This is a genomic window from Streptomyces sp. NPDC058691, from assembly GCF_042714775.1.
In the GTDB taxonomy this organism is placed as follows: domain Bacteria; phylum Actinomycetota; class Actinomycetes; order Streptomycetales; family Streptomycetaceae; genus Actinacidiphila.
Map to the genome: position 1 here is coordinate 38,085 of NZ_JBHXSO010000051.1, position 20,754 is coordinate 58,838.

At 71.4% G+C, this 20,754-nt stretch carries 19 protein-coding genes and 1 pseudogene; 14 read left to right on the plus strand and 6 right to left on the minus strand.

Annotated elements, in window-relative coordinates:
- The first annotated feature begins 802 nt into the window (after positions 1–802).
- The 6 genes from ACFWVC_RS29645 (at position 803) to ACFWVC_RS29670 (ending at position 9,014) form a co-directional block, all read left to right on the plus strand.
- The gene (locus tag ACFWVC_RS29645; RefSeq protein WP_384293762.1) at positions 803–1,129 is read left to right on the plus strand and encodes a hypothetical protein; all 327 of its coding nucleotides are present in this window, start codon (positions 803–805) and stop codon (positions 1,127–1,129) included.
- A 367-nt stretch (positions 1,130–1,496) separates the two neighbouring features.
- The gene (locus tag ACFWVC_RS29650) at positions 1,497–2,426 is read left to right on the plus strand and encodes a hypothetical protein (protein WP_384293765.1); all 930 of its coding nucleotides are present in this window, start codon (positions 1,497–1,499) and stop codon (positions 2,424–2,426) included.
- Positions 2,427–2,541: 115 nt separating this feature from the next.
- Complete coding sequence (locus ACFWVC_RS29655; protein ID WP_384293768.1) at positions 2,542–2,988, plus strand: peptidase inhibitor family I36 protein; 447 nt, start codon at positions 2,542–2,544, stop codon at positions 2,986–2,988.
- Positions 2,989–3,161: 173 nt separating this feature from the next.
- Positions 3,162–7,109 carry a helix-turn-helix domain-containing protein gene (locus ACFWVC_RS29660; RefSeq protein WP_384293771.1) on the plus strand — a complete coding sequence of 1,316 codons (3,948 nt, stop codon included), beginning with the start codon at positions 3,162–3,164 and terminating at the stop codon, positions 7,107–7,109.
- Between the two features lie 152 nt (positions 7,110–7,261).
- Positions 7,262–8,146 carry a C40 family peptidase gene (locus tag ACFWVC_RS29665; RefSeq protein WP_384293774.1) on the plus strand — a complete coding sequence of 295 codons (885 nt, stop codon included), beginning with the start codon at positions 7,262–7,264 and terminating at the stop codon, positions 8,144–8,146.
- A 616-nt stretch (positions 8,147–8,762) separates the two neighbouring features.
- Positions 8,763–9,014: a hypothetical protein gene (locus ACFWVC_RS29670; protein ID WP_384293776.1), complete on the plus strand. Its 252-nt coding sequence runs from the start codon at positions 8,763–8,765 to the stop codon at positions 9,012–9,014.
- A 375-nt stretch (positions 9,015–9,389) separates the two neighbouring features.
- On the opposite strand, the gene ACFWVC_RS29675 is transcribed toward ACFWVC_RS29670, so the two are convergent.
- A complete protein-coding gene (locus ACFWVC_RS29675; RefSeq protein WP_384293779.1) occupies positions 9,390–10,583 on the minus strand; it encodes a DUF4241 domain-containing protein in 1,194 nt (397 codons plus the stop codon).
- A 155-nt stretch (positions 10,584–10,738) separates the two neighbouring features.
- Between ACFWVC_RS29675 and ACFWVC_RS29680 the strand changes: the two genes are divergently transcribed.
- Positions 10,739–11,125 carry a DUF6233 domain-containing protein gene (locus tag ACFWVC_RS29680; protein WP_384293782.1) on the plus strand — a complete coding sequence of 129 codons (387 nt, stop codon included), beginning with the start codon at positions 10,739–10,741 and terminating at the stop codon, positions 11,123–11,125.
- Positions 11,126–11,401: 276 nt separating this feature from the next.
- Here the strand turns inward: ACFWVC_RS29680 and ACFWVC_RS29685 are convergent.
- Positions 11,402–11,647, minus strand: a pseudogene (locus tag ACFWVC_RS29685) (hypothetical protein); the annotation flags it as partial.
- A gap of 108 nt (positions 11,648–11,755) precedes the next feature.
- On the opposite strand from ACFWVC_RS29685, the gene ACFWVC_RS29690 reads away from it, so the two are divergent.
- Both ACFWVC_RS29690 and ACFWVC_RS29695 read left to right on the plus strand, forming a co-directional pair.
- Positions 11,756–11,992, plus strand: coding sequence for a hypothetical protein (locus ACFWVC_RS29690; protein ID WP_384293785.1), 237 nt, complete (start codon positions 11,756–11,758; stop codon positions 11,990–11,992).
- Positions 11,992–12,366, plus strand: coding sequence for a fic family toxin-antitoxin system, toxin component (locus ACFWVC_RS29695; RefSeq protein ID WP_384293788.1), 375 nt, complete (start codon positions 11,992–11,994; stop codon positions 12,364–12,366). Before ACFWVC_RS29690 ends, ACFWVC_RS29695 begins: the two co-directional genes overlap by 1 nt.
- Positions 12,367–12,811: 445 nt before the next feature.
- On the opposite strand, the gene ACFWVC_RS29700 is transcribed toward ACFWVC_RS29695, so the two are convergent.
- Positions 12,812–13,339 carry a ferredoxin gene (locus tag ACFWVC_RS29700; protein WP_384293790.1) on the minus strand — a complete coding sequence of 176 codons (528 nt, stop codon included), beginning with the start codon at positions 13,337–13,339 and terminating at the stop codon, positions 12,812–12,814.
- 301 nt (positions 13,340–13,640) lie between these two features.
- Positions 13,641–14,555, minus strand: coding sequence for a helix-turn-helix transcriptional regulator (locus ACFWVC_RS29705; RefSeq protein ID WP_384293792.1), 915 nt, complete (start codon positions 14,553–14,555; stop codon positions 13,641–13,643).
- 209 nt (positions 14,556–14,764) lie between these two features.
- On the opposite strand from ACFWVC_RS29705, the gene ACFWVC_RS29710 reads away from it, so the two are divergent.
- From ACFWVC_RS29710 to ACFWVC_RS29725, 4 genes are all read left to right on the plus strand, one after another.
- Positions 14,765–15,742 carry an aldo/keto reductase gene (locus ACFWVC_RS29710; protein WP_384293795.1) on the plus strand — a complete coding sequence of 326 codons (978 nt, stop codon included), beginning with the start codon at positions 14,765–14,767 and terminating at the stop codon, positions 15,740–15,742.
- A gap of 80 nt (positions 15,743–15,822) precedes the next feature.
- A complete protein-coding gene (locus ACFWVC_RS29715) occupies positions 15,823–16,857 on the plus strand; it encodes a zinc-binding dehydrogenase (RefSeq protein WP_384293797.1) in 1,035 nt (344 codons plus the stop codon).
- 88 nt (positions 16,858–16,945) lie between these two features.
- A complete protein-coding gene (locus tag ACFWVC_RS29720) occupies positions 16,946–17,797 on the plus strand; it encodes an aldo/keto reductase (protein WP_384293800.1) in 852 nt (283 codons plus the stop codon).
- A 315-nt stretch (positions 17,798–18,112) separates the two neighbouring features.
- Entirely contained in the window at positions 18,113–18,625 is a 513-nt protein-coding gene (locus ACFWVC_RS29725; RefSeq protein ID WP_384293802.1) for a flavodoxin, read from the plus strand.
- Positions 18,626–18,676: 51 nt separating this feature from the next.
- Here ACFWVC_RS29725 and ACFWVC_RS29730 read toward each other — a convergent pair whose 3' ends face one another.
- Positions 18,677–19,318, minus strand: a complete 642-nt coding sequence (locus tag ACFWVC_RS29730; RefSeq protein WP_384293818.1) for a substrate-binding domain-containing protein — start codon at positions 19,316–19,318, stop codon at positions 18,677–18,679.
- Between ACFWVC_RS29730 and ACFWVC_RS29735 the strand changes: the two genes are divergently transcribed.
- Positions 19,245–19,451 carry a hypothetical protein gene (locus ACFWVC_RS29735; RefSeq protein WP_384293824.1) on the plus strand — a complete coding sequence of 69 codons (207 nt, stop codon included), beginning with the start codon at positions 19,245–19,247 and terminating at the stop codon, positions 19,449–19,451. The two genes, ACFWVC_RS29730 and ACFWVC_RS29735, sit on opposite strands and share 74 nt — an antisense overlap.
- Positions 19,452–19,802: 351 nt before the next feature.
- Here the strand turns inward: ACFWVC_RS29735 and ACFWVC_RS29740 are convergent, their stop codons facing one another.
- Positions 19,803–20,651 carry an alpha/beta fold hydrolase gene (locus ACFWVC_RS29740; protein WP_384293808.1) on the minus strand — a complete coding sequence of 283 codons (849 nt, stop codon included), beginning with the start codon at positions 20,649–20,651 and terminating at the stop codon, positions 19,803–19,805.
- Positions 20,652–20,754: the final 103 nt, after the last annotated feature.

The window sequence follows — 20,754 nt, forward strand, 5'->3', positions numbered from 1 at the left end:
TGCGTGGCCAACGTCTGACCGACTCACAAGCCCCACACAGCGGGGTATCTGAGCCGGGCCGGCTCAGATCCCCCGCTGTGCGTCCGCAGTCGCTTGCTCCACCACGAACTGCGGTTGACGAAGGGGGTCGGATCCTGCCCGATCGTGCACCTGTCGCATGATCTACTTGGTTCGGGTATTGGGCGCCCATCTGCGGCTTCCTGCACAAGGGGCGGTGTCCCGCCATGGTGCGAGCATGGGCCTTCGCCGGTCGCGATCGGGCACGTCTTCCCGGATGCGGTCGGCTGCCCCCACTGCACGGCGGGGTCGTGGACGTGGCAGAGTCCGGACAGCCGGGCGTCGATGAGGACAGCGACGGCGACCGCGCCCTGGGCATGGTCAACATCGGTCCCGCTGGAGTGGTTCAGCCCGTCCGACGAGGACCGGGCCCGTGACCCCGACCGGCGCTTCCGCCGCCCCTGACCGCCGGGACGTACCGAACCCGGCCATCAGCCGACATCTGGGTGGGACTCAGGGCAGCACGTCCGGGCCCGGACAAGCGGCGGCTGCCTCCCGCCTGACGGGGGACGGACCAAGGTTCCGACCCGCCGGGCGGGAAGTGCTGTCGCTGCGGTCGAGGATCCCGGAACGCCCGTGCCACCACGCCCGTTCACACCCCGGGCGGCTGCCACACTGATCCTGCGCCGTGTGGCCCAGGAGGCTCCAGGCCACTCCCGCCCTCTGCCCAGGAGCAGCCTCGGGTTCTGTACCGTCGCCCGGCCCGGCGTTCACCCACGCTCAGCTGACCGGTCCGCCCGGCGAGGTGGACCGGCTGAAGTCGATACGGGCCGGCGTGGCCGAGGTCGTCTTCAACTCCCGGTCCGAGCCGGACATCCGCGGCGACGTCTCCTGCGTCGCTCAGTTGCTCACCCACCCCGCCCCGATCGCCCCTGCCCCGCACGGCATCGTGTCGGTCACCGTGCAGGCCGTCCTGAAGGCCGACGCACAGGCGCTGCCCGGCCTGCCGGACCCCGCCGCGGCGCACCGGGTGGAGGAGCCGGTGCCGCCGGCCCTGGCGGCCCGACCCGGTGTCCGGACGGTGACCACCAGACTGGTCGCGACCGTGGGCGTGAGCGCGCCAGGAGCGTAGGCGGCGCCGTGGATGGCCCCCACCGGGCGGAGCGCGGAGAACGTGGTCCTCCCGCGCGAGGCACCGCCCGGGCAGCCGCAGCGGGAGGCGCCCGAGCGTACGTCGGCATTCCCTCCTCCGGGCTGCTCAGCAGACGTTGCCTCCCCCGCCCCGTTCCCCCACCTCTCCCCCGGTTTCCCGGTCCGGCAGCCGGTGGGCAACGGGAAACCTGTCGACCCCGCCGGGCGGCGCCACGAGTCTGTGTCCCGTCGGCGCACGGCACGACCGTGGCCGGCGGCAACCGAGGGGGGCGCCCTCTCCGGTGCCGCACGGGGGACCGGGCGGCCCGGGGATCGGGGCCATGAGGCGGCAGGGGGAATCGGGGTCCATGAGACGTGCGCTCTTGTCGTTGTGTGCGGTGACCGCGCTCGCCACTGCCGTGGTGACGGGTTGCGGTGACGGCGCCGGCGACGCCGGCGGACGGACCCGCCAGGACACCGGCGTGCGCACACCGGCGCTGACCTGGCGGCAAGAGGTCCGCGTCAACGACGCGCTTCAGCGGCTGACCAGCCGGTGCATGAGCCGCCAGGGCTTCACCTACCAGGAGGAGCGCGAGTTGACGCTCCAGGAGAGCCGGCCCGTGCGCTTCGTCCAGGACGACCTGGCGTGGGCGCGGACCTACGGCTACGGCAGCCGTATCGAGGCGAAGAGCGCGCGGCTGCGCGAGCGCAACGTCAACGGGACCTACCGCCAGGACCTGCCCGCCACGCGCCGCGCCCTGTTCGACGAGGCCCTGGACGGCGGCGACGGCGCCCGCATGCTCACCGCCCCGATGCCGAACGGCGGCGAGATCCGCAAGCGCATCGGCGGCTGCACCGAGGAGGCAGAGCGCACGCTCTACGGCGATCCCGCCGCGTGGTTCCGCACCAGCAAGATCGCGCTGAGCGCCAACTCCCTCTACGCCGGGCGGCTGATGAAAGACCCGCAGCTCACCTCGGCCGTCCAGGCGTGGTCCGCGTGCATGCGCGAGGGGGGCGAGCCCTACCCCGACCCCCAGGCCGCCCAGGACGGCGTGCGGGCCGCGGCCCTGCGGCTGGGCGCGGCCCGCGCCGACGAGGCCTTCGCCGCCGAGCGCAGGACCGCTGTCGCGGACGCCGGCTGTGCGCGCCGCACCTCCCTGCGGGCCGTGGCCACGGCCCGGGAGAAGCACTACATGGACCGCCTGCCCGACCGGTACGTCAAGGACATCGACACCTACCGCCGTCTCGGCCGGCAGGCCTACGACCGGGCGGTGCGCATCGTTCCGGAGCGTGACTGACCATCTCGCGCACGGAAGCGCCCCGTCCACCGGCGCGGGCACCCCACGGGCACCCGACGCCCCGCCCCGCCGGCGCACCACCACCGGGCACCATCGAGAAACGAGGGAAACCACCATGCGCAAGTTCACCGTCTCCGCAGCGCTCATCGGGCTCACCGCCCTGGGCGTGGCCGTCCCGGCCGCCACGTCGCAGGCCGCTGAGAGCGGCGTCGCCGGCACCGTGTGCGACAGCAAGTGGGGGGCGCGCAACGGCAACATGTACGCCTGGGACGGCTACGACTGCAACGGCAGCCCGATCATCGTCGCCGCCGGCAACAGCTCCAACTGGGGCGGCGCGAACGACCGGGCGTCCTCGGTGATGAACCGGGGCTACACGGGCAGCCTGTCCATCGTGAAGTTCTTCTACCTGGAGGACTACCAAGGCGGTCACACCTGCCTGTACCCGGGCGAGCTGTACGCCGACAACCTGTCCGACAACTACTTCACCGACAGCAACGTCGTGGACAACAACATCCGGTCGCACCAGTGGGTCAGCGGCGGCTGTGGGGCGACCCTGACCTGATCCGCCCGGCCGGCGAGCGGTGCGCGGGGCCACCGCCCTCACCTGAGGGCACGCCCCGCCGGGGCACCTTGGGGACGCACGTCCGGAGCCGTCGACGCGGCTTCGGGCGTGCGTCTTTGCGCCATACCGACGAAACACCGGGATGCCCCAGCCGTCCCCCCAGTAGCCTCGACGTGCGCCGTTTCACGGCCGTACTGCCCTGGGGGGACATCGTGGTCGACCCGCGCCACCCGAGCGAAGCAGCCCACCACGACGCGGGGAACCCGGATGCGCCGACCACGCACTCGTTCCCCGCGCAACTACGACGACTCCGACGTGAACGCGGTCTGTCGCTCGCCGACCTGGCCCGCAGGACCCACTACAGCAAGGGCTACCTGAGCAAGATCGAGACCGGCGCGAAACGGGCGACCGTCGACGTCGCCCGGCTCTGCGACCAAGTGCTGCACGCGGAGGGGCAGTTGCTCGACCTCGTCGAGCGCGTACCGCAACAGCCGCCAGGGCCACGCGAGGAGGCGGACGGGACCGGCGCGCAGTCCGAGGGGGCGTGTCCCTACCGGGGGCTGTCGGCGTTCGGTCCGCAGGACTCGGCGTGGTTCTTCGGCCGGGAGCGGGCGACCGCCGTTCTGGTCGAGCGGATCTTCGAACGGCTCGGCAGCGGGCTGCTGATGCTCGTCGCGCCGTCCGGCGCGGGGAAGTCGTCCCTGCTGCACGCCGGTCTCGTCCCGGCGCTGCGGCGCGGTGACTTCCCGATGCCGGGGGCCGACCGGTGGCCGCTGGTGACCCTCACCCCGATCGCGCGGCCGCTCGAGGAGCTGCTGGAGCGGACCGCGAAGGCCCTGGGCGAGGACCTCGGTGTCACTGCCGAGCAGCTCCGGCGCGAGCCCACTGCGCTGCTGGAAGGCATCATGGCCCGCTCGGGCGGGTCACTGGCCGCGCCCGGGGAGCGGCGCCCGCCACCGTCGCGTCCGGTGGTGATCGTCGACCAGTTCGAGGAACTCTTCACCACCTGCGCCGACGAGGACGAACGACGCGCCTTCGTCCGTGTGCTGGTCGCCCTGGCCGGCCCACCACCGACGGCGGACCCGCACATCCCCGGCATCGTGGTACTCGGGGTCCGCGCCGACTTCATCGGCAACTGCCTCGACCTGCCGGACCTCGCACCGGTCTTCACCGACGGGCTGTTCGTCCTGCGCCCGATGTCCGAGGCGGAGTTGCGCGCCTCGATCACCCGCCCCGCGGAACGCGCCGGGCTCACCCTGCAACCGGGTCTGCTCCCCCTGCTACTGCGCGACGTCGGGCTGCACGGCGAGCCGGGCACCGCCCGCGGCAACGGCAGCGGCGACGAGACCCCCTCCGGCGCGCTGCCCCTGCTCTCGCACGCCCTGCTGGCCACCTGGCAGCAGCGCGAGGGCGCCGCCCTGACCGTCGCCGGGTACGAGCGGACCGGAGGGATCCAGGGCGCGATCGCGCGGACGGCGGAGACGGTTTTCGCCCGGCTCTACCCGGCAGAGCAGCGCACCATCCGCCGCATCCTGTCCCGGCTGGTGTTCGTCACCGACGGCAGCGGCGTCACCCGCCGTCGTGTGAGCAGGGTCGCGCTGATGGGGCAGTTCACGGATGCGGAGGGGGCCGCCGCCGTGCTCGACGCGTTCGTGCGGGCCCGGCTGATCACCCTCGACCGTGACACCGTCGAGATCACGCACGAAGCGCTGCTGCACGCCTGGCCGCGCCTGCGCGACTGGATCCACGCCGACCGCGCCGGACTGCTGCTGCACCAGCAACTGGCCCATGCCGCCGCCGCATGGGAGAGCGAGGGCCGCGACCCCTCCGCGCTGTACCGCGGGACCCGGCTGGACGTCGTTCGCACCTGGGCCGACGAACTGGACGGATGGAGCCGCCTGAATCCGGGCGAGGAAGAGTTCCTGCGGGCGAGCCAGGCCGCCGAGGACGGCCACCGCCGGCAGCTCGGACGTCAGGCCCGGCTGCGGCAGTACCTGCTGGCCACCCTCGCCGTCCTGCTCGGGCTCGCGGTCACCGCCGGAGGGCTCGCCTACCAGCAGCGCGAGAGCGCCCGCAGCCAGGCACACGTCGCGTACTCCCAGGCCCTCGCCGTCCGCTCGGCCTCCCTCGCCGGCGGCCGCCCGGAGGCGTCGATGCTGCTGGCGGAGCAGGCCTTCCGCACCCACGACACCCCCGAGGCGCGCGGCGCCCTGCTGAGCACCCAGTCCCAGCCGTTCGCCGCCCGGCTCGACGAACACCGCGGACCCGTCAACACGGTGGCCTTCGCCCCGGGCGACAAGTTGCTGGCGACGGGGAGTTCGGACGGCACGGTGATCCTGCGCAGCATGCCCGGACACCGCACGGTCGCCGTGCTGCCGGTGCGCGGGCCGGTGCGGTCCATCGCCTTCAGCCCCGACGGCCGCACCCTCGCGGCGACGTCGACGAGCGGTCCCGTCCAGCTCTGGGACGTCACCCGCCGCCGTGTGACGGCGACCCTCCCGGCAGCCACCCGGGCCGCCCGCGCGGTGGCGTTCGCCCCGCACGGGCGCGAGGTGGCCGTGGCCACCGCGGGCGGCACGATCGAGGTGCGTGAGAGCACGGGAGCGCACCGCGTCACCGCCGCGCTGCCCGGTCACCGGGGTGCCGTGTACGCGCTCGCCTACGCCCCCGACGGCCGCACCCTCGCCTCCGCCGGCGCCGACAGCACCGTACGCCTGTGGGACCTCCGCCGCGCCCGCTCCCTCGACGTGCTGCGGGGCCACACCGACGGGGTGCTGGGCGTGGCGTTCTCGCCGGACGGCCGCGGAGTGGTGTCCGGCGGCATCGACCGGACGGTGCGGCTGTGGGACGTGCGCACCGGCCGCCTCACCGCGACGCTGTCCGGCAGCAGCGACGACATCAACGCCGTCGCCTGGACGCCCGACGGCGCCACGGTCGCCGGCGCGGTCGGCGACGGGACGACGCGGCTGTGGGACGTGCACAGCGGGCGGCAGACGGGCGTGCTCGCGGGCCACACCGACTACGCGCTGGGCATCGCCGTCACCTCCGACGGCGCCCTGCTCGCCACGGCCGGCTTCGACCAGTCCGTGGTGCTGTGGAACCTCGCGGGCCCGGCGCTCACGGCCCGCCCGTTCACCGAGGTGTGGCAGGCCCAGTACAGCCCCGACGGCAGCCTGCTGGCCACCGCCGACACCGACCACACCGTGCGGCTGTGGGACGCGGGCCGGCGCCGGCTGGTGGCGACCTTGCGCGGCCACACCGAGACGGTCTTCTCGGTGGCCTTCGCGCCCGACGGCCGCACCCTGGCCTCCGCCGGCTCCGACGGCACCGTCCGGCTGTGGGACGTGGCCGGGCACCGGCTGCTGGACACCCTGCAGGGCCACACCGGGCAGGTCTTCGCCGTCGCCTTCGCGCCCGACGGCCGCACCCTCGCCTCCGCCGGCAGCGACCGCACGGTCCGGCTCTGGGACACCGCGGACGGCCGGCCGCTGGCCGTGCTGACCGGCCATGAGGACTATGCCAACGATGTCGCCTTCAGCCCCGACGGACGCCTCCTCGCCAGCGCGAGCGACGACCTGACCGTCCGGCTGTGGAACGTCACCACCCACCGCCGGGTCGCCACCCTCACCGGCCACACCGGCGCGGTGCGCAGCGTCACCTTCGCACCGGGCGGCCGCACCCTGGCCAGCAGCGGCAACGACGGCACCGTCCGGCTGTGGGACGTGCGCCGCCACCGCACCGAGGCGACCCTGACCGGCCACGTCGGCTCGGTGCGCGGGGTGGCCTTCTCCCCCGACGGGCGCACCCTCGCCAGCAGCGGCACCGACCGCACCGTGCGCCTGTGGGACGTCGGCGGGCGCCGGGGGTGGGCGACGCTGACGGGACACACCAACTCGGTGTGGAGCGTGGCCTTCGCCCCTGACGGCCGCACCCTCGCCAGCAGCAGCACCGACGGCACCGTCCGGCTGTGGGACCTCGACCCGCAGGCCCGGCTGGCCGCGATCTGCCGGCTGCGCGCGGGCCTGGACGCCCGCGAGCTCGCCGCCCTGCTGCCCGGTGTCCCCGCGTCCGAGCTGCCGCGGCCGGCCGCCTGCGCCCGCCGAGGTGACGGCCGGGGGTGACGGCCGCACTCCCAGGTGGGCGCGGGTTTCCCGAGGGTTTCCCGTTGCCCACCGCAGCGGGGCGACGCCCCGCACCTCGACGGGCCCAGGGCGCGGCCCCCAGGCTGCTGTCCGACCAGTTCCGCACACCACCAGAAAACGGGGGTCCTGGCATGGCCTGCCGAACCAGAGTCGTCCACACACTGATCGCCCTGCTCGCCCTTCTCCTCGCCGCGCCGGCCGCGACCGCCGCCGCGAGTCCGCCGCACGCTCCGCAACGGGACGCCGCCACGTGCGGCGCTCTCGCCCCGGGGGCCTCCGCGGCCGCCGAAGCCGCCATCGCCGCCGCCTGCGCCGAGGTGACGGCCGGCACCTGGTACACCTGGGGCGGCGGCCACGGCGCCCAACCCGGCGCCACCTACGGTCAGATCGACCCGACCGACCCCGACAGCGCCCACGACCCCGAGCGGCTCGGCTTCGACTGCTCCGGCCTCGTCCGCCACGCCTACGCTCGTGCCGCCGGCTCGGACATCCTCAACGGCACCGCCAGCACGCAGTACTACACCCACCGGGCGGCGAACCGCTTCACCGCCGCCCAGGGCCTGGCGCCGCTGCTCCCCGGCGACCTGCTGGCCTGGGGCCGCTCCGACGACCTGCACCACATCGCCATCTACCTCGGCGCGGGCAAGATGGTGGAGGCCAAGGAGTCCGGCACCCGCCTCATGGTCAGCGACGTCCGCCTGGGCGGCGACTACTACGGCGCCGTCCGCGTCAACACCGGTACGGTGACCGGCCACATCCACCGCACCTGGGGCAGCGGCGTGTGGACCAAGCAGGCGCCCTCGCTCGGCGCCGTCCGCGTCTACGCCTTCCCCGGCCCGACCACCATCCGCGTGCAGTGCCAAAAGCACGCCGAACTCGTGGAGGCCGAGGGCTACTCCAACGACGTCTGGGCCTACCTGCCCGACTACAAGGCCTGGATGACCAACATCTACATCCAGGGACCCGCCTGGCTCGACGGGGTTCCCGACTGCAACACCGTGCCGCCCAAGGTGTGACGCACCGGGGGCGCCGGTCGCCGCCGCCCGCGGCCACCGGCGCCCGCAGCGTCGTGCGTCCCGTCGTGCACCCGTTCGTGGTCTCAGCGACCGCAGCGCCTCAAGTTCGCGCATCGTCAGCGTGCCGCGCTCGTCGAATCGTCCGCTCGCCACGGCGGTCACGCCGTCTCGGCGTACCGCTCCCCCGCATACGCCCGCAACACCGGCACGACCGCCTCCGCGCCCCCCGGCAGTCTGTCGATCCGGTCCAGAACGTAGCCCCGGTGACCGTCGATCAAATGCCGGGCATGATCGCAGTCATGCGCACCCGGCAACGGCCACGCCGTCAGGCAAGGGCGCGGATCGAGACTGTACGGTTGCCGCCCAACCGTGACGGTGACTATGTCACTCCACCGGAAGAGCCTCCCAGCGTTGGCCACCTCGCGCATTCCGATGCCGATGGCACCTATCCGCAGCTCCATCGGCTTGCGCCAGCGGACGTAGGGCTTAAGGATTTTCAAAGGATGCTTTTATGCAGGCTACGTGCGCACACTGGACTGACCGCCACAGGACCAGGCCGAAGCACAACGTGCCCTACTCGCTCGCCACTGTCGGCGGGCCCCTGCAGACTGGGGGCATGAAGCTGCCTCGCATTCCCTGTCCGACATGCGGCCGGCCCATCGCAGCCCGGCCCGTCGCCGGCACCCTCGGCCGGGGCCGGCTCTCGCGTCACGACGAGCCGGGGATGCGGTCCGAGTACGGCGGGGCCCTGGTGTCGTGCTCCAGCTCCCGCGTGGTCGTGGACCTCCCGACCGGCGCGCACCAGTTGGAGCTCGGCGCCGACGAGGCCGCCCGAGCAGCCGAGGACGCGGCGCTGCCCCTCTTCTGACCTGCGCGGATGGGTTGCCCCCGCCGAGCTCCCGGGGTTGTTCGGAGTTGTTCGCGAACAACGGCTTGGTGCCCGGGTGCCGGACGTACGCGGCGAACACCGTGCGGATGATGTGAGGACGGGTGCCGTCGAGGACGAACCGCACCGCGGGGTGGTCGCAGACGATGACGCCCTGCAGACCCTTGGGGCCCTCCACGACCTTCCACGAGATGTAGTCGCCCATGTGCCCGGGGGCTGACGTCCTCCGGGAAGACGTCCACCAGGCCGAAGTCGGTGATCGAGTTGTCGAGTTCCTCAATCGCCGTGTGCACTCTGGGGGTTCGCCGCGGTCCCAGTCTCGGGCAGTGCGCCCTCGCACCGATGGTCGGCGGCTTCTTACTCTCCCCTGTCGGCGGAATGGAGTTGGAAGTCGACGACGACGCAACCAACCTGTCCGTCATCGGTGCGGCCGATCCAGACAGGGTAGGCCCCGTCGCCCCGGCCGGCACGGAAGGCGATGAGGTTCGGCTCGGGCTCCGTGCTGGGCAGTTCGACGGTGAAATGGCTGTCGAGGGGTACGAACAGGTCCTCGTCCAGCTGGTCTTCGATCACCGTCCGAGTCGCATCCATAAAAGCCGCTGTCCCGGTATCCACGCCAACCCCGTAGAACTGGCCCTCGCCGAGCAGCCCCAGGTCCTCGTCGGGCCGGAGGGCCATTTCCCACTCGCTGGGCGGGATGTCCAGGAATTTCACCCTGGCCGCGGCGACACCGGCCCCGTGTGTGGTGCGCAAAAGCGACAGCGTGACCGGGAACTCGCCCGGTGGAACAGCGACGGTCCGCGGGGTCTCTCCGATCCAGCCTGGGTCCGAGACCGCCAGTTGCCCTGACGTGATCCGCAGCAGGCCGGCGTCAACGGGCTCGACGACGGCCCGCCCATCCGGAGTGTCGCACGCGCCCGGACTGAACAGTTGCTCAATTCCGGTGGCGCGCAGCGGTCCCGATCCTTCGTCCACCGACACGTCGTTCAGGACCACGGTCGTGGCGGGTTCGTGGCCCTGCTGGGCGAGGAACGGCGCGAACACCTGCCAGTCGCCGAAATCCGGTGCGGGGCAGAGGAAGCTTTCGACGGGCGCCGGGAACCGCCGCACGGGGACGCTCGACGGGCCGGCTGCTAGAGCGTGCAGTGCTCCCCTCGGCCCGGCGAACTCGGACCTCACCTCGACCTGCCCGTCGGCCGAGACGGTCGTGGTCTCCTGAACATCCCAGTTCCAGGACGAGTACTCCTGCTCGTCGGAAAACTGCCACCGGGTATTCCGGCGAGCCAACAACATCCCCGTGCTGTGCGGCTCGAGGTCGATCATCTGCATGCGCCAGGACCTGTCGTCGAACAGATACACACGCCACATCCGGCGCGGCCAGTATTCGACCAGTGCCAGCGGTCGCTCCCGCGCGGACAGCAGAACCGCGTACTCCATCCCGGCAGCATGTCTGCGTGCCGCGACCGCGCGCGACATCGGGTCCGGATGCGTCATTCCCCGCTGGGAACCCCACATGTTGCCGTACGACACATCAAGACTGTCGAAGATCACAGCCGCGCATCTCCCCCCGTGGCACCAGCCGCCCCCGAGCAGTGGCGCTCGACGGGTGACCCTGCCGCATCACTCTGCCCTTCCGGAGCTTCGTTGTACCGCCAGTCTGCCACTGAGGTGTGACACATAGGATTGTGAGAGGCCAGCAACCTGTGGTGAAGAGCCGACTCCACGAGGCCGACGGATCCTGGTGGTACGAACTGGAGATCCGCCTGCCTTCCATCACCGACGTCCGCGGCCACCTGACCGACGAACCCACGTCAGTCGTCTTCCTCGCCCCGGCCGGCCCATCACCGACCAGGACTACAACAAGGTGCCCGACCATCCAGCACCAGATCGCCCCGGACTGGAAAATCGAAGAACCCACGCACTTCACCGGCAACGTCGGCCCCGCCCGCATCGTCCACCGCAGCAACTGCCGTGCCATCCGCGACATCTTCAAACCCGCGACCACCGAACAAGCCCGCGCCGCACTCCAGCGCACCGACGCCACCCCCTGCACCGCCTGCCGCCCCGACCTCGTGCTGCTCCCCCGCCCCTGAAGCAGAAGCTGCGGCCATGGGCCACGACGCCCGGCAATGCGCGGCGGTCTGGTCAGTCGTGATTGCGGCCCTCCGCGCCGAGCGCGTTCGAGCCGATGCGCGAGCCGTACACGCGGCGGCTCCCCGAGTCACTGGACGAACTCGCCGCTTCGGCGGCCGGCACGGTGGACCTGCCCTTGCGCGTCGTCTGGTCCGGCCGACGCTCCTAGGGCCTCGGGGAGGCCCGCTCGCGGATGAGCCTGTACCGCACGGCTGAGGGGGCCGGCTTCGCGAGAGTCAGGTGAGGTCGAGGATCCTGACGGGCTGCCCGGCCCACTGGCCCGAGGCGGCGGTGGCGATGACCGCACCCTCGGGGCGTTCCGGAGGGGGCAGTGCGGGTTGGCGCGTGTGGGAGGCGGCCCAGGTGTTCTCCCGGGCGACGGTCAGGGCGGCGGGCAGGTCGAGGTCGACGACGGTCTTGCCGGGCAGGGCTGCGATGTGTTCGGCGGTGCCGGGGCGGGCGCGGTCGGCCTCGACCAGGGCGGTGTCGTCGAGGACGACGTGGACGATCTGGCGCATGGAGGGGGCGCCGGCTCGTGGTCTTGGGTCGCCGTTCTCACCAAGCCCGGTAACAGCTGTTACCATCCAGATATGGCCAAGACACAGCTCGGAGCACGCGTCGACGACGAGGTCGCTGAGATCGCCCGGAAGCGGGCAGCGGACCGTGGTCTGTCCGTCGGCGACTACCTCGCCCAGCTCGTCCTGGAAGACTCCAGCGGTCTGCGGGCCCGCGCCATGGGCGCGGCGGAGCGTTTCCTCGCCGAGCACCAGGCGGCCTTTGACGAGGCCGAGCAGGGTCAGGGCGGGGCGGGGGCGGACGCCGCGTAATGGATCTGCACATCGATGTCCCGTGGATCCTGCAGGTGGCTGAGCTCGCGGGGGCCGGTGATCCGGCTCCCGACGACTACGGCGTCCCTGTGGCCGCGTGTGCCCGGCACCAGGCCGAGTTGATGGAGCGGCCGGTGTACGACGGCCCTTACGCGCGGGCTGCGGCGCTGGTGCACACTCTGGGCCGGTGCCGGTGGCTGGAGCGCTCCAACCTTGCGGTCGCCGCGGCCACGGGTGTGATGTACCTCGAAGCTTCGGGAATCTCCGTGAAACCCTCTCATCAGGATGCCGTCGCCCTGCGTGACCTCCTCCTCGATCCCGCTTGCACCGTGAACAAGATCGCCGAGGTGCTGCGGGCCTGGCCATCGGTCTGATCTTCGTGGCGGGGCTGTTCAGCTGACACTCTCCCCCAGCAGACCTCCAGGACCGCACCGTGTGGTCTGGAGGTGCAGCTTGGGTGCAGTGGCGGGACCGGTCCGTGGTGGCTTCGGTCCTGCGGAGCAGGTACGCGTCAAAGGCGGCGGAGTCCCGCCCGTGGCTGGCCGCCGTGCGCGGAGATCGCGTGGCAGGTCCGTGCGGGCCTGTCGCCCAAGGCGGCGCTGGGCGCGGCCTCGTGGTCGGCCCGCTCCTCTCTTCGCCTGGCCGGCCTGGTCGACGGTGCCCTCGCCGATTGCGTCGCCTACGACACCGACCCCACGCTCGACGCTTCCGCTCTGGCCCACCCCAGCCGCACCATCCTGCGAGGCCGGGTCATGGCCTGCAGGTCGAACGTCGATCCACAGCTCTTGACCATGGCTCCCACGCGCTCACCGCGTGGCGCTACAGCTCGGGCAACCGGTCAACGGGTGCGGGAGACCGCCGCTCTTGAAGCCAGTAGAGGTAGATCCGCAGGTCGGTTGCGAGGTTGCCGTCGATGTAGAACTCGAAGTCGCGGACGGCAGCGGCTATGCCCTGGCCTGACCAGGCATCGCTCTCGTCCCATTTGCTCCGCTGATCGGACAGGTACTGCACGACCTGACCGCGGCTGTGCCACCACTCGCGGACCGTTTCCGGTGTCCATCGCGAGTCGCCATCACAGCCGTACCCGAGGAACGGGTCGTTGTCTGCCGCCTCGACCAGCAGGGCCGTGTCCGCAGGCGTTCTTGGCTGGCGATAGACGTACTCGCTGAGGTATTCGCCCCCATAGAGGACGTGAGCGGGTGCCGCAAGCCGTCCGGTCCAGCAGGTGTCGGTCTCCCCGCCGTAGAAGGGCCCGGGGACGTTGAGCCACAGTCGGTCTTCCCAACGGCCCCGAAAGGCATCGCGGTCCTTGCCGAGGACGGCCACCGGGTCGAAGTAGAGCGTCACCCGCCGAGAGTAGGGCATCCGTTCGAGCTGAACGGCGGGCAGACCGCACGGCGGGATGACCGAGTCTGAGGGGGCCGGCCAGGCGCCTCCTCAGCGGCGGTCTACCCCACCGGGCTGCCGTCGCGGCCGCCGCCGGGAAGCGGGCCGAGGACCTCGGCGCGGTGTGCCCGGCTCTGCGGGCGGCGCGGAGAAGGTGGGGACCGCTTGGCGCCGTCGCCGTCTTGGACACCGATCCGGTGAGGAGCGGTAGTCCCTGTGGGAGTGTGGGCACAGGGATGGGGGGATAGGGGCGTTCGCCCCTTCAAGGCTGGCGGTGCTGTTCCGCGTCCGTCTTCGCCGGGCGTTGCGTCGGCTGGGGTGCGGTCATGTCGAGCAGGAGCAGCGCGTCGTGGTCGGGGGTGCCGGGTTCTGCGGTGTAGACGCCGATGCGCTGGCCGGGGGTGCCTTCCAGGTGCATGGACTGGGAGGTGAGGGTGAGGGTTCCGACGCGGGGGTGGTGGAAGGTCTTCCGTGCGGGCTTGTGGCCGGTGACCTCGTAGCGTTCCCAGAGCCCGGCGAAGTCGGGGCTTTTGAGGAGGAGTTCGCCGACCAGGTTGGTCAGGTCGGGGGCGTCGGGGGCGGTGCCGGCGATGGCTCGCAGCCGGGCGACACAGCCGGTGATCTGGCGGTCCCAGTCCGGGAACAGGTCGCGGGCGGCGGGGTGGAGGAAAAGGTAGCGGGCGAGGTTGCGGTGCTTGGCCGGCCAGTCCTCCAGGCCCGCGTACAGGGCCAGGCCGCCGGGGTTCCAGGCCAGCATGTCCATGCTGCGGCTGATGACGTAGGCGGGGTTCGGCCGCAGCGATTCCAGCAGCAGTTTCAGGTGGGGGCGCACGGTGCGGCTCGGTGCGGGGGGTGGCTCGGGCGCGTAGCGGGCCGCGCGGGCGGCGAGATCGCGAAGGTGCTGGTGCTCCTGGTCGTCCAGGTGGAGCGCGCGGGCGAGCGCGTCAAGGACGGACGGGCTGGGGCGAGTCTCCTTGCCGCGTTCCAGGCGGACGTAGTAGTCGATGCTGATCCCGGCGAGGGTGGCCAGTTCCTCGCGGCGCAGGCCCGGCGTGCGCCGCAGCCCCGGGCCGACGGTGAGACCGGCCTGCTGGGGGCTGGTCTGGGTGCGGCGGGCGCGCAGGAATCGGCCCAGCTCCGCGCCCTCGCTGTCGCCGGTGGGGTGCTCGGATGCCATGGCTTCAGTGTCACACCGGGTGGCCCCGCGGTGGGGGGCCCTGTCGTTACCCCCGAACGGCTCGGCCTGCCTGCGACCGCGGAAAAGCACGAGGGTGAAGACACGACGAGCTGCGTCCACAGGCCTCACCACGTCGCGGTCGGCGATCACGGGTGGTCGGTAGGCGAGGTGGACACAGCGCGTGAGACGACGGAGAGCGGAGAGAGTGGATGCGGTACCTCAAGCTGCGTGACCTGCAGGTTTCCCGGATCGGACTGGGTGCGATGGGCATGTCGCACGGTTACACCGGTTCCGGCACCGATGAGGCGGAGTCCGTGCGGACCCTGCACCGGGCGCTGGAGCTGGGCGTCACGCTGGTCGACACCGCGGAGATCTACGGCCCGTACACCAACGAGGAGCTTCTCGGGCGGGCGCTGAAGGGCCGACGTGAGCAGGTGGTGCTGGCGACGAAGTTCGGCCTGGTGTCACACGCGGGCGAGGGGGCGTGGAACCTGGACAGCAGCCCAGCCAACATCCGTACGGCCGTCGAGGGCTCGCTCAAGCGGCTGGGCACCGACCACATCGACCTGTACTACCAGCACCGTGTCGACCCGGACGTGCCGATCGAGGAGACGGCCGGCGCGGTCGGCGAACTGGTCGCCGCGGGCAAGGTCCGCTTCTTCGGCCTGTCCGAGGCCGGCCCGGACACCATCCGCCGCGCCCATGGCGTCCATCCCGTCACCGCGGTGCAGTCGGAGTACTCCCTGTGGACCCGGGGCGTGGAGGAGCGGGTGCTGCCGGTACTGCGCGAACTGAACATCGGCCTGGTGCCGTTCTCACCGCTCGGGCGCGGCTTCCTCACCGGCACCATCCGCTCCACCGACCAGTTCGACGAGGACGACTTCCGCCGCGGCAACCCGCGCTTCACCGGCGAGAACTTCCAGCGCAACCTGGCGATCGCCGACGAGGTCCAAGCCGTCGCCGCCGAGGTCGGCGCCACGCCCGCCCAGGTCGCGCTGGCCTGGCTGCTCGCGCAGGGCGACGACATCGCGCCCATACCCGGCACCAAGCGCGTGGCCCGGGTCGAGGAGAACACCGTGGCCGACGGCATCACCCTGACCGCCGCGCAGATCGACAAGCTCGGCAGTCTGCCGGTCGCCGCCGGCGAGACCCACACCGAGGCCCAGGCGCAGTTGCTCGAACGCTGAGCAGCGAGCACCGAAGGGGCCGGGAGCGCCCGGCAGGGATCTCCCACGTCAAGACACGTTTCCAGGCAGGAGCAAATTTCATGCGTGCAGCAATGATGTACGGAGCCGGCGACGTCCGCATCGAGGACCGTCCCGACCCGAAGATCCAGCAGTCCACCGACGCCGTCGTCCGGGTCGTGCTGTCCTGCGTGTGCGGCAGCGACCTGTGGCCCTACAAGTCGATGCCCGTCGCAGGGACCGGCCGGCCGATGGGTCACGAGTTCCTCGGCGTCGTCGAGGAGATCGGCTCCGCGGTGTCGGGGCTCCAGGCGGGCGATCTGGTCGTGGCACCGTTCACGTACTGCGACAACACGTGTGACTACTGCGCTCGGGGCCTGCACATGTCGTGCCGCAACGGCGGCCGGTACGGATTCGACGGGGTCGACGGCGGCCAGGGCGAGGCCGTACGTGTTCCGCAGGCCGCCGGCACCCTGGTCAAGCTCACCGCCGGCGCCGACTCCGCGCTCCTGCTCTCCCTGCTGACGCTCTCCGACGTGATGGGCACCGGGCACCACGGCGCCGTCACCGCCGGCGTCCGCCGCGGCGACTCGGTGCTGGTCATCGGCGACGGCGCCGTCGGGCTGTGCGCGGTGATCGCCGCCAAGCGCCTCGGTGCCGAGCAGATCATCCTCATGGGCCGGCACACCGCCCGTACCGACCTCGGACGCGAGTTCGGGGCGACCGACGTCGTCGCCGAACGCGGCGAGGAAGGCGCCTCCCGGGTGCGGGACCTGGCCGGCGGCGACGGAGTCCGCAAGGTCATCGAGGCGGTCGGCACCCGCCAGACCCTGGAGACCGCCTTGGCTGCCGTCGACGACGGCGGCACCATCAGCCGCCTCGGCGTCCCGCAGTACGAGGACGGACCGGTCGGTCCCTCCATGATCATGCGGAACATCACCCTCACCGGCGGCGCCAGCCATGCCCGCGCCTACATCGAGCAGCTCCTGCCCGATGTCCTGGACGGCACCATCAACCCCGGCCGCGTCTTCGACCAAGGCTTCTCGCTGGACCAGGTCCCGCAGGCCTACCAGGCCATGGCCGACCGCCGCGTCCTGAAGGCCCTCATCACCCTCTGACCCATGCCTGCGGATCAGGTCCAATCCCGACCGTCCGCCCGCCCCGTCCATCAGGCCACTGTGGCATCCGAGCGACAAGGAAAATCCCGTGCGGACCGTCACCCTCAACAACGGCGTGCAGATGCCGATCCTCGGCTTCGGCGTCTACCAGATCCCGCCGGAGCAGACCGAGCAGGCCGTATCCGAGGCCCTCGCCGCCGGTTACCGGCTCCTCGACACCGCGGCCGCCTACGGCAACGAGGAGGCCGTCGGCCGCGCCGTCAAAGCCAGTGACATCCCGCGCGACGAGCTGTTCGTCACCACCAAGCTCTGGGTCCAGGACGCCCCCGCCCAGGACAACACCCGGCGCGCGATGGAGACCTCTTTGAAGAAGCTGGGCGTGGACCACCTCGACCTGTACCTGATGCACCAGCCCTACGGCGACGTCTACGGCCAGTGGCGTGCGATGGAGGCCGCCCACCGGGAGGGCCTGGCCAGGGCGATCGGCGTGGCCAACTTCTACCCCGACCGGCTCCTGGACCTCATCTTCAACAACGACGTCACGCCCGCGGTCAACCAGATCGAGACGCATCCGTTCTTCCAGCGCACCACCGACCACGACCTCATGCGCGAGCACGGCGTCCGGCACCAGTCGTGGGGCGGATTCGCCGAAGGCAGGAACGACCTGTTCACCCACCCCCTCCTCAGCGAGACAGGCGCGGCGCACGGCAAGTCCGTGGCGCAGGTCGTACTGCGCTGGCTGATCCAGCGCGGCATCGTCACCATCCCGAAGTCGGTCAACCCCGACCGGATGGCCCAGAACATCGATGTCTTCGACTTCGAGCTCACCGACGACCAGATGGCCGCGATCGCCGGGCTCGACACCGGCACGACGCTGTTCTTCGACCACCACGATCCCGAGATGGTCGCCTGGCTCAGCAAGCGCCGCCTGGACGGCTGACCGGCAGGGGCCGCGGCAGCGGCTCCATGCCCGAACCTCAGCTACCGCCAGTCGCGAGCCCCGACGCGGACTCGCGGCATCCCCTGGCACCGCCCGAGCCCGACGGTTCACCGGGAGCTGTCCACCGTGATCACTCCACAGCACAGCACTGCCATCCCTGCCCGGCGCTCCGTCCTGCGCCGGGCACTACTCACAGGGGCCACCGCTCTGACCGGAAGCCATCTGACGGGCTGCTCACCTTCCTCACCACAGCCGGAAACCTCCGCGCCCGCCCAGTCGGTTGCTACGACCGGAAGCAGCGGAAGGCGAGTCCTGTTGGTCTACTTCTCCCGGCCGGGCGAGAACTACTACTACGGCCGCCGCACCGACTTGAAGGTGGGCAACACCGAGGTCCTGGCGAGGAAGATCAGCAGCCACATCACCTGCGACACCTACCGGATCCAGGCGGCCGACCCCTACCCGCACGACTACGACGCAACCGTCCGGCGCAACGTCCACGAGCAGGACACCGACGCCCGGCCCGCCGTCGCCGGCCGCCTGCCCGTTCTCGACGACTACGACACGATCCTGCTGGGCAGTCCCATCTGGAACGTCAGGGCACCGATGATCATGACGACGTTCACCGAAGCCATCGATTGGCGGGGCAAGACCGTCCACCCGGTCACCACCTACGCCATGAGCGTCCTGGGAACGACCCGACGCGACTACGCCGCCTCCTGCCCCGGCGCCGCCGTCGCAGAGGGTCTCGCGGTCCGCGGCGAACAAGTCGAAGGCGCTGATTCCGACATCGAAGCGTGGTTGCGACGCGTCGGGATTCCCCGCGTATGACCACGCCCTCGGGTGGGCGGCGCGGTGGCCCCGTGGGTCGGCGCGGTGGGGCTACGCCGTGGACACCAGCGACACGATCTCCGGGTTGAGCCGTACGTGAGAGCGTGTGGAAGCGCCAGACGCGCTCCCCTCCTGCTGGATCTGGGAGATGCTCTCGAAGAGCAGGTTCACTGCCGCGGCGCCCATCTCCTGGTAGGGGATTCGGACGGCCGTGACAGGTACCGCGGCCAGGGACGTCATCTCGGGGGCGTCGTAGCCGACGATGGCAACATCCATGGACTCTCGCCTGCTGTACCCGGCGGCGAAAACCCGGCTCGCGCCGATCGCCAGGATTTGATTGGTGCAGAAGAGTCCATCCGGCCGTTCCGCTTGTGGCCTTTGGGCGATGGCCTCGGCGCAGGCGACTCCCGCGTCCAGAGCTCCACTGGTTGTGCGAATGACCTCCAGAGCAACGCCGGGTGCGGAGCTGAGAGCCAGCACGGCACCGCGGAGCTGGTCTTGAACACGCAGGTTGTCGAGATCAGCCGATACGAAGCCGAGCCGCCTTCGGCCCTGGCCGATGAGGTGGTCGACGGCGATACGGCCTCCGAAGACATGATCCGCCGCAACGGACGCTTGGGTGGTCTTCGCCGCGTGCGGGCTGGCCTGCGGGGCTCTGGTCTTCGACTTCCACGGCTGGAGGACCCGCTGGATGGAGAGCGGCCACCCGGACGACCGCCTGAGGGACAACCGGCGGCTGGGCACCCTCGGCTTCGGCTGGGTGGGGCTGTTGGGGTCGCTGTACGTGGTGCTGGGCGTAGGGATCGGCCTGCTCATCGACCACTAGGCTGCGGCGAACGCACCTTTGGGGGACCCGCACAACCAGTTGCACTCGCGTCACGCAAGACGATGTACCGGTTCAGGCCCCAGCGCGAGGGCAACTCCAAAGATTGATCGCGACTCGATACGCGCCCTAGCCTGCAAGGCAGGCCAGGCGACGGATCACCGGCTTCGGCTCGGCATGGCTGCGACTTGGCCGATGAGAGATGCGGAGCCCCGTGGCTCCTGGGGCTTGCCGTCCAGGTGCCGGTCGGTGTTGCTCACTCGAGTCGGGTGTTGTGGTCGCACCCGGCGGCGGCCGCGAAGGGCGACCTGGACGGCGGTTCGGGACAAGGTTGAGAACTGCCCCGGTGTGGGGTCAGTTGCGGAGGAAGTCCAGGGCCTGCTGCACGAACACCTCGTGGTACTGGAAGATGCCGCCGTGGCCGGAGTCGGGGTAGACGGCGAGCTTGGCGTCGGTGAGCAGCTCGGCGAGGCGGAGGGTGCCGTCCGCTGTGGGCCACATCGTGTCGTTGTCGCCGTTGACGACGAGTGCGGGCTGCTTCACGGCTGCCAGGCCGGCCGGCGAGGTGTCCTGCTCCCACGTGGTGAGCGCGGTGAGCTGGGCGCCGATGGCCTCGTTGGAGATCGGGGTGTCCCGGTCGTCGGGGGTGCGCTGGTCCAGGCGGGCGAGGAAGGAGTCCGCGGCTGCCTGGCCGGCCGGCGACGGCTCGAAGAACAGGAAGTGCTTGGGGTGCTTGCCCTGTTCGGTCGCCTTCTGGATGGCTGTCTGGAGGGTGGCGCCGGTGGCAGCCGGGCCCTGGGCGCCGGCGGGCGCGGTGGCGGCCAGGATGATCCGGCGGACGCGGTCGGGATACTGCTGGGCGACGACCTGGGCGACGATGCCGCCCAGGGAGTAGCCGAGCAGGTCGACCTCCTCCAGGCCGAGGGCGTCCAGGAAGGCGACGGTGTCGTCGGCCATCGCCTCGAAGGTGTCGGGGGTGGTCCCGCCGGAGCGGCCGACCCCGCGCAGGTCGACCAGGATGACGCGCCGCTCGGCTGCCAGGCCGTCGACGACGGCGGGGTCCCAGTCGTCCAGCACCGCGGTCACGTGGTGCAGGAGGACCAGCGGAACGCCCTCGCCCGTGCCCACCTCGCGGTAGGCGAACGGGGTCCCTGCGACGTCAACGGTTCTGGTCGGAGCAGAAGTTGCGGTTACTGCGGACATGGTGGGGTCCTTCCTTCGTGTGTGGGACGGGCTGCGCGCGGTTCGCGGGGCGCGTCGGCTTTTGCCTCTCCCCGCACGACGGCCTGGGCCGTCGTGCGGGGTC